Annotated in this window: 8 protein-coding genes, 1 tRNA gene and 1 pseudogene; 7 read left to right on the top strand and 3 right to left on the bottom strand. The window is 63.1% G+C overall.

Going from position 1 to position 7432, the window contains the following annotated elements; all coding sequences use genetic code 11:
* Nucleotide 1: 1 nt before the first annotated feature.
* Nucleotides 2-74: transfer RNA gene (locus ACSE4D_RS18565), tRNA-Asn, on the top strand.
* Between the two features lie 419 nt (nucleotides 75-493).
* Entirely contained in the window at nucleotides 494-748 is a 255-nt protein-coding gene (locus ACSE4D_RS18560) for an LLM class flavin-dependent oxidoreductase (RefSeq protein ID WP_426936369.1), read from the top strand.
* 143 nt (nucleotides 749-891) lie between these two features.
* Here ACSE4D_RS18560 and ACSE4D_RS18555 read toward each other — a convergent pair whose 3' ends face one another.
* From ACSE4D_RS18555 to ACSE4D_RS18545, 3 genes are read right to left on the bottom strand one after another with little or no spacing between them, the layout of a single operon-like run.
* Nucleotides 892-1512, bottom strand: a complete 621-nt coding sequence (locus ACSE4D_RS18555) for a dihydrofolate reductase family protein (protein ID WP_426936368.1) — start codon at nucleotides 1510-1512, stop codon at nucleotides 892-894.
* Nucleotides 1512-2021: an SRPBCC family protein gene (locus ACSE4D_RS18550; RefSeq protein ID WP_426936367.1), complete on the bottom strand. Its 510-nt coding sequence runs from the start codon at nucleotides 2019-2021 to the stop codon at nucleotides 1512-1514. The genes ACSE4D_RS18555 and ACSE4D_RS18550 overlap by 1 nt, the downstream gene beginning before the upstream one ends.
* Entirely contained in the window at nucleotides 2022-2363 is a 342-nt protein-coding gene (locus tag ACSE4D_RS18545) for an ArsR/SmtB family transcription factor (protein WP_426936366.1), read from the bottom strand.
* A 154-nt stretch (nucleotides 2364-2517) separates the two neighbouring features.
* On the opposite strand from ACSE4D_RS18545, the gene ACSE4D_RS18540 reads away from it, so the two are divergent.
* The 5 genes and pseudogenes from ACSE4D_RS18540 to ACSE4D_RS18520 form a co-directional block, all read left to right on the top strand.
* Complete coding sequence (locus ACSE4D_RS18540) at nucleotides 2518-3927, top strand: recombinase family protein (RefSeq protein WP_426936365.1); 1410 nt, start codon at nucleotides 2518-2520, stop codon at nucleotides 3925-3927.
* A 397-nt stretch (nucleotides 3928-4324) separates the two neighbouring features.
* Nucleotides 4325-4582 carry a hypothetical protein gene (locus tag ACSE4D_RS18535; RefSeq protein WP_426936364.1) on the top strand — a complete coding sequence of 86 codons (258 nt, stop codon included), beginning with the start codon at nucleotides 4325-4327 and terminating at the stop codon, nucleotides 4580-4582.
* Between the two features lie 318 nt (nucleotides 4583-4900).
* Nucleotides 4901-6325: a Rep family protein gene (locus tag ACSE4D_RS18530; RefSeq protein ID WP_436327147.1), complete on the top strand. Its 1425-nt coding sequence runs from the start codon at nucleotides 4901-4903 to the stop codon at nucleotides 6323-6325.
* The gene (locus ACSE4D_RS18525) at nucleotides 6322-6852 is read left to right on the top strand and encodes a plasmid mobilization protein (RefSeq protein ID WP_426936363.1); all 531 of its coding nucleotides are present in this window, start codon (nucleotides 6322-6324) and stop codon (nucleotides 6850-6852) included. Before ACSE4D_RS18530 ends, ACSE4D_RS18525 begins: the two co-directional genes overlap by 4 nt.
* A pseudogene (locus tag ACSE4D_RS18520) lies at nucleotides 6849-7268 on the top strand (relaxase/mobilization nuclease domain-containing protein); the annotation flags it as partial. The gene ACSE4D_RS18525 and the pseudogene ACSE4D_RS18520, both read left to right, overlap by 4 nt.
* Nucleotides 7269-7432 lie beyond the last annotated feature (164 nt).

Here is a 7432-nt window from a genome sequence, read left to right as displayed (position 1 = left end):
TTCCTCCGTAGCTCAGTTGGCAGAGCATTCGACTGTTAATCGAAGGGTCGCTGGTTCGAGCCCAGCCGGGGGAGCAGCCAAGGCCCCGTCCGAGTGGACGGGGCCTTCGTCGTCTCCGGGTCCACGTGCGGGCTGTCCCTTGCTGAGGTCCACCTGCGGGTTGACCTTTGCTGAGGTCCGCGTGCGGGCTGGCCTGGTTATAGGGTTATAGGCCGCCCGTTGAGCCGGACCTTTCGGCTCCGACTCGCTCCTGGCGGATGTGCCCCTTCCGACCGGCCTGAATGGTTCCCGACTGCTCTGACACGCTGCCGGACGGAAATTTCGCCCGATATCCCGTCATTCAAGCCGCAGCGCGTCTGTCGACCCGTGCGCCAGTCGATTTAGGCTCTTCGCCTTGATCGAGGCTGTGTCCGACGACCGGCGTCATCGATGTGTGGGTGGGAACCGGCACGCTGGTGGGAATAGAAGGGTGACGGGTCCCGGTTCAACCTCTATGAAGTCTTTCGGATTCCTCAGTTTCGGCCATTACGGTTCCGACCTCGATGCCAGGCAGATGCTGCGCGACGCGTTGCAGATCTCCGTCGGTGTCGACGAACTCGGCATCAACGGCGCCTATTTCCGCGTCCACCATTTCGCGACTCAGGCGGCCTCTCCGTTTCCGCTGCTGTCGACGATCGCCGCAAAGACCCGCACAATCGAAGTGGGCACCGGGGTCATCGATATGCGCTATCGTATATCGAGGTTGTGACACCCGCGTGGTTGACAACGGCGCTTAGGTTGGAGACAGGAGCCTACCTGCACCTGCCCCACTTCTGGTACATCGATGATGCCCCGGACTTTGTGGTCCGGGGCATCATCGATGTACCAGGCCGGGCCGTGATTGTGGGCCGACTAGCGCTCCTGAACTGTGTAGGTGAGATGGGTTGTCCTTGGCGACGATTCCGAAGCCACCTGCTTTAAGGCCACGCGGGACCCGTCAACACCCTCGAACAGCCGGATGCCTGAGCCGAACAGAACGGGTGAAAGAGCAATCGAGAACTCGTCAACCAGTCCAGCGTTGAGGTATTCCAGTATCGTCTCGCCGCCACCTGCAACTCGGACGTCCCGTTCACCCGCGGCCTCTCGTGCCCTGCTTAGTGCAGACTCAATGCCGTCGTCGACGAAATGGAAGGTAGTTCCACCGAGTCTCTCCCACGGGTCACGCTTCTCGTGGGTCACGACGAAGACCGGTGTGTGGAACGGGGCGTCTTCGGGCCAGGCGTTCTCACCGGCTTCGAACATTCGCTTGCCCATCACGCTCGCACCAGTTCTCTCGAACGTCTCGGACGCGATGTCGTTATCTCGTCCCTCTTCGCCGCCCTCACCAAGCTGGAGGTTCTCCCGGGTGAAACGCAGAGGGAACATCCACGCCTGCAGCTCCATCCATTGCTGCCCCATCAGCTCATCGGGGGACTCCGGCGCGATGAACCCATCCAGGGACATCGACACGCTGAAAAACACTTTGCCGGCCATCAGCCCTCAGCTCCTTTCCGCGCGTTCTCGGTGACGTATGCAGCCAGGTTGCCCAGAGTCTGCTGCGCACCCTCGATCGCGCCATGCTTCTCGATTGCCTCGTCACGCTGCTCCTTAGTCGGGAAGACTGTGAGCATCTCGATTGTGGTCGCGTCTCCGGCGGCAGTGAACGTGAGGATCGACTCGAAGGAATTCGGATCGTCGCGATGCTCGCCATGGAGCATCGCTATCCGTTCCGGCGGGGCGATTTCGGTCCAGGTAATCCATTCCGGATAGTCGGTGCCGTCTGGGCCGTGCATGGTGAAGTCCCACACCCCGTCAACACAAAATTTGAACGCCTTTGTGGTCGTCGTAAATCCCTCCGGCCCCCACCACTGCGATAGGTGGCGCACCTCGGTGAATGCTTCAAAGACCAGCTCCCGTGGGGCCTCGATCGTTCGGGAGATGACGATCTCGCGGTCGGCTGTCGTGGACTGCCCCGGAGCTCCTTGTTCCGTTCTGCTCATCATCTATCCTTTCTGATTCTCCTGCTTCATCTCCTGCACGTACGCGTCCAGCCGGTCGAAGCTCTCGTTCCAGAACTGTTCGAATCCGCCGGTCCACTCGTGGATTGGCTGCAGCCCTCGGGCGTCAAGGCCATAGAGGCGCTGCTTGCCATATTGGCGGTCCCGCACCAGCCCGACCTCGCGGAGCACTCGCAGGTGCTTCGATGTGCCCGGCTGCGGCAGGTCCAGTTCGTGAGCTAGGTCGGTCACCGCGCGCTCACCGGCACGTAGCAGCATCAGGATCTGCCGGCGTTGGGGCTCGGCGATTGCGTTGAAGACGTCTGATGTTGTTGCTGCTCGTGCCATGTACACGATCATATTCCCATATGGGCATGTGTCAAGAGGCAGAACTGCCTGGCCGACCGATGGCGATTCAGCCAGCGATCCTCGCGCGCCGGCGTCTTCGCTCACTTGCGCCAGCGAGCTGACTAGTACATCTCTGGGTTGTAGCGTTGGCGATATGTCTAGAGTTGCGGCGTACGTCAGGGCCTCCGTCGATTTCACCGGTGAGCGCTGGTCGGTTGGCACTCAGAAGGAGGTCATCGCACGTCGAGCCGAGGAACGTGGTTGGAAGATCGTCGACGTCTATGAGGACAGTGGAGTGTCCGCGTCCAAGGCCCGTGGTCCCAAGACTGACTGGGCGAGAATGCTCCGCGACGCCGATGCGGGCCACATCGACATGGTCGTCGCAGTGGACGTGGATCGACTGCTTCGGAGCACGAAGGATCTCAACACCCTGATCGACCACGGGCTCAAGATCGTCACGCTGGACGGCGAAATCGACCTGTCCACGGCTGACGGCGAGTTCAGGGCGACGATGCTGGCGTCCATCGCGAGGTTCGAGACAAGGCGGAAGTCCGAGCGCCAGCTCAGGTCGAATGCCCGTCGACGGGCAGAGGGCCTGCCTGCCTCGGCCTGGACACCGTTCGGCTGGACGAAGGATGGCAAGGTCGTGCCCGACCAGGCGGAGGCGGTCCGCAGTGCGTTCGATTCCTTTCTCGGCGAGCCGTCGCTGTCCATCCGCCGCATCCGCGAGGATCTCAACGCGGCTGGTCACCGTACTGCCCGCGGGTCTGTGTTCTCCACCGACGCCGTACGCTATCTGCTCGGAAACCCGCTTTACGCTGGCTTCATCAAGAAGTACTCCACGGGCGAGCTGTACCCCGTCACGGATGGCCGGTTCCCGCCCATCGTCGCCGAGCAGACATGGCGGGCAGCGGTGGCGAAACTGGAGGATAACGTGAGGCGTGCGGCCAGGCAGGGCAATCAGCCGAAGTACCTGCTGTCATCGGTTGGGCTGTGCGGGAAGTGCGACGCAACGCTCGTCTCCGGCACCAACAGTCAAGGTGTAGGCACCTACCGGTGCGGCGACCACTTCCACCTCTCGCGCCAGCGCGCGCCCGTCGATGCGATGGTGACCGAAGCCGTCCTCACCAGAATATCTGCGGGGGACGTGCACGACCTGGTCGTACCCAAGGAGGACGTCGGGGTCGACCGCGAGGCACTACTGACGGAGCGCAACGCCCTGGTCGAACGCGTGAACGAGCTGAGCCCCCTGCTGAGCGACGTCAGTCAGCCCGTTATCGAGATCACGCAAGCGATCAACGATGTGAAGGCCCGTATCGTCGAGATCGACGCCGAACTGCATGATCGGTCAGTGTCGCAGACGGCGGACTTCATGGTCGACATCGACGATCCCGTTGGCACCGTGCAGCGCCGCGAAGCTGTAGATCGAAAGTGGGATGCATGGGACATGGACCGTCGCCGGTTACTCGTGGACGAGCTGGTGACGGTGACCATCGAGCCGATCAGCCCAGGTCACGTGAAGTTCGACCCTGACCTCATTCGGATCGATCCGCGTCGCAACTGACTCACGAGTCGACTCGTCATTGCAATGGTGAGTCGAGTCGTGGGAGAATGGTTGCAGACATAGAGAATCCCCCGGGGTCCGAGGTAGTAACTCGGCACGAGCCCCCGATAATTAGCCGGTAAACACAGTCGTAAGCGCTCGACGGGATCCGGAAGAACTCATTCGTGAGGTTTTCCGTCATGTCTTCTGTCGTTCTCGACGACGCTTGCACCAGCGATCTGTTTCCTCCCCTGACCCCAGTGGGGTCTAAGGGGTTCCCTTCCCGCGATGATGGTGACGATCCCGTCGTTGCCGTTGCCCGTGCCGCTGGCCATCGTGCCGGTAAACGCCTGGCTAAGACCCCATTGACCCCTCGACAGAGGGCTGTCGTCGCTTCCCTGGTCGGGGGTGGTCGGCCATGAGCGCCAACGCCTCCGCATTCGACCACGTCCTTGGTTTCCGTTGGCGTCAGGGCGATTCGTCCCTTGCCGACAGTGAGGCCCGGCTCCACGACCTCGGAGTGCTCCGCTCCGTCCTCGAAGAGGTCGTGGAGCTGTCGGTCGCTGACGCCCGTGCAGACGGGGTCACCTGGGCGAGGATCGGTGATGCCCTGGACGTTACCCACCAGGCCGTCATCAAGCGCTACGGGAAGCGTTCTGGGGGTGATCGCCGATGAGCGCCGACCCCCACCCTCGTTCCATCGCTCTCGCCGACCTGACCTCGCCCGGAGGGCCTGACCTGGCACCCGCCGCAGGCGGGCTGCCCGCTGATGTTTCAGCCTCCAAGAGTTTCGGGAGCTCTACTTGTTCCTACGGGCGCGGCAAGGGCTTGTCGATTGCCGCGCTTTGCAACGAACTGCCTGGTCAGAGGGCTGTTCCCATGTTCCGCCTCCCCGAGAATCCGCGGGGTCATTTGGGGTCTCATTTGGGGGTCAATAGGGGGTCAATTAGGCGCCTTGCTCTCAAAGTACCTAGTTGTGCAGCCCTGGTCGGGGGTGGTCGCCGTGGCTAAGCAGGAGAACAATCCCACGAGCATCGGCGTCACCCAGTACCTCGATCGGGAGTACTGGACCTGGGCGTTGAACGATTCGAACGGCGCTGCATTGCTCCAGCAGGATGCCGGGGCGATCCTCGCCTACCTCGTGCAGCGGTTGGAGGCTAACGGGGGCGAGGTCGTCGAGGCCTACGGGATCATCCACGACAAGGACGAGCGCGAGGTCTGGAGCGAAGCTCAGCAGGCACTCGTGATGGAGCCGAAGCCCGCGCACCTGCATGCAGTCATCAAGTTCAAGAACCGCGCGAAGAGTGCGCCGATCGCTCGGCTTGCCGATCTGCTCGGAGTCGAGCCGCAGTATGTCGAGAAGCCGAAGGCCGGGCGGTACGCGCATGACAACATGCTGAGCTACCTCACGCATGCGAAGTACGCGGACAAGCACCAGTACGCGCCCGCCGAGGTCGCCACGGTGCGCGGGCCTGACTACCTCGGGATCGACGCCCAGCGCCGTGAAGCATGGCTGAAGGGCCGTGCCCACCTGAAGAAGAAGCGCGTGGCCGAGGACTTCGAGGACATGCGCGATCGGGTGCTCCAGGGCGAGATCACGCGTGATCAGATCATGCTCACCGATGAGCTGTTCGACATCTACTCGCGGCATCAGCGAGAGATCGACGATGCCCTCTCGGCCTACGGCCAGCGCCGGGCGTACCGGGCGGCAGCGAATCTTCGGGCCGGTGCCTTCTCGACGTACGTCGTGTTCGTTCACGGGGACGCCGGGATTGGTAAGACCCGGTTCGCCACGGACTTCATCACGGCCTCGATCAATGCCGCGAATGCCCACGGCGAGCGGTGGCAGGTCTACCGCGCCGCGACCGGGAATCCCCTCGATGACTGGCATGGGGAGGAGGTCCTGCTGCTCGACGATCTGCGCGCTTCAGCTATGGACGCGAACGACTGGTTGCTGCTGCTCGATCCGTACAACGCGTCACCCGCGAAGGCGCGTTACAGGAACAAGGGCGAGGTGGCACCGCGCCTGATCGTCATCACGGCGACGATCGAGCCGGTCGAGTTCTTCTACTATGCCCGCCAGAAGGGCAACGTGGACGAGGCGCTGGACCAGTTCATCCGCCGACTGGCCTCGGTCGTGAAGGTCTTCCGTGCCGACGACATCAACCGCTATCTCGTGCAGCACATCGGGAAGGTCGAGCCCTACGAGTGGCATCAGCGAAGCCTCCCGACTGCCGCGCATTCGCCGGGCGTGCACGGCAACATGTACCACCAGAGAGTTGGCTCGCGCGAGCTGACCTACGGCCCAGAGTCTTCTGCCGAGCACGACGCAGAGAACGCGGTCGTCGAGCTGCTTAGCGGACTCGCGGTGCGTAGCCCCGACGTGCCGTTGGCGATGGCCGCGGGAGGTGCGTCATGAGCACGTTCCATGTCCTCGATGAGGGCCGGCTCTCCCCTCCGCCCGCAGGGAGCGAAGCGACCGAGGACGGATGCCAGCGGTACTTGGACGACGAGAGCGCCAGCGATTTGTCGGACAAGTACCCTGCTGGCCCTGACCGTACGGCTCCCAACACCGATGATGGTCACGGAGTCGATGAGCCCCAGGCGAATCGCGATGTGAGCGTCGACGTGCGGGTCACGAAGGCGGAGCGCGAAGCGGTTCGTCGACGTGCTCGCACGCTCGGCGTGAAGCCGAGCAAGTGGGCGCGCACGGTCATTCTCGATGCCTTGGACTCTCGCAGAGACGGTCTCGGGCAGATGGAGGCTGTCGCAACCTCAGCGCCGTCGCCGGAGCTCGGCCAGGTGGTCGAGCAGGTGCGCCGGGTCGGGGTCAACTTGAACCAAGCGGTGCGTCGCGGTGGTGCCGTCGACGACGATCTGCTGCGCGAGGTCATGGTCTCGATGGATGCTGTGCGAGCACAGCTCGGAGATCGGACGGTGCTATGAGTACGGTCAATGTGAAGCCGTCACGGTCCGCCGGCGACTCGGTCGGGTACGCGCTGTACGGCAACGACAAGGACAAGCGTGCCGAGCACGTCCAGAATGGCACCGATCGAGCCGCGGCGGTGTCGTGCACCGTCGAGACACCAGAGGCGTTCGTAGCCCGTGCTGAGGTGCTGACCAAGGCTCACGGGCGGAAGAACGAGCTGTACTCGTACACGCAGAATTTCTCGCCTGACGAGTTCGACAAGAACGACCGGGGGCACGTGCAGCGGGTCAATGAGCTGGGCGTGAAGCTCGCGGAGCGGATGCACTCGGCTGATCACCTCGTGGTCACCCACGCCGACTCGGCCGGCGGGCACCTTCACAACCACATCTACGTCATCAACCACGACAACCTCACCGGGAAGTCGCTGCAGCGGAACACGTCGTGGAAGAACGGTCTGCGCCAGGCCAACGACGAGCTGATGCGCGACGAGGGCTGTCAGGTCCTCCCATCGCCGGAGCAGGCCAGGCCGGACTGGTCGCAGCGCTGGGAGGACTTCGCGTCGGGCGGATTCGAGCGCATCCTCGGCGACAAGGTCGC

Source organism: Brevibacterium sp. FAM 27836 (assembly GCF_051351055.1).
Taxonomy (GTDB): Bacteria; Actinomycetota; Actinomycetes; order Actinomycetales; family Brevibacteriaceae; genus Brevibacterium.
Note: the sequence above shows the minus strand (reverse complement) of the source record. Positions and strands in the feature narration are given on the sequence as shown.

Coding starts and splice junctions, on each gene's coding strand:
- ACSE4D_RS18560 (WP_426936369.1), top strand. CDS start 494: ATGAAGTCTTTCGGATTCCTCAGTTTCGGCCATTACGGTTCCGACCTC.
- ACSE4D_RS18555 (WP_426936368.1), bottom strand. CDS start 1,512: ATGGCCGGCAAAGTGTTTTTCAGCGTGTCGATGTCCCTGGATGGGTTC.
- ACSE4D_RS18550 (WP_426936367.1), bottom strand. CDS start 2,021: ATGATGAGCAGAACGGAACAAGGAGCTCCGGGGCAGTCCACGACAGCC.
- ACSE4D_RS18545 (WP_426936366.1), bottom strand. CDS start 2,363: ATGGCACGAGCAGCAACAACATCAGACGTCTTCAACGCAATCGCCGAG.
- ACSE4D_RS18540 (WP_426936365.1), top strand. CDS start 2,518: ATGTCTAGAGTTGCGGCGTACGTCAGGGCCTCCGTCGATTTCACCGGT.
- ACSE4D_RS18535 (WP_426936364.1), top strand. CDS start 4,325: ATGAGCGCCAACGCCTCCGCATTCGACCACGTCCTTGGTTTCCGTTGG.
- ACSE4D_RS18525 (WP_426936363.1), top strand. CDS start 6,322: ATGAGCACGTTCCATGTCCTCGATGAGGGCCGGCTCTCCCCTCCGCCC.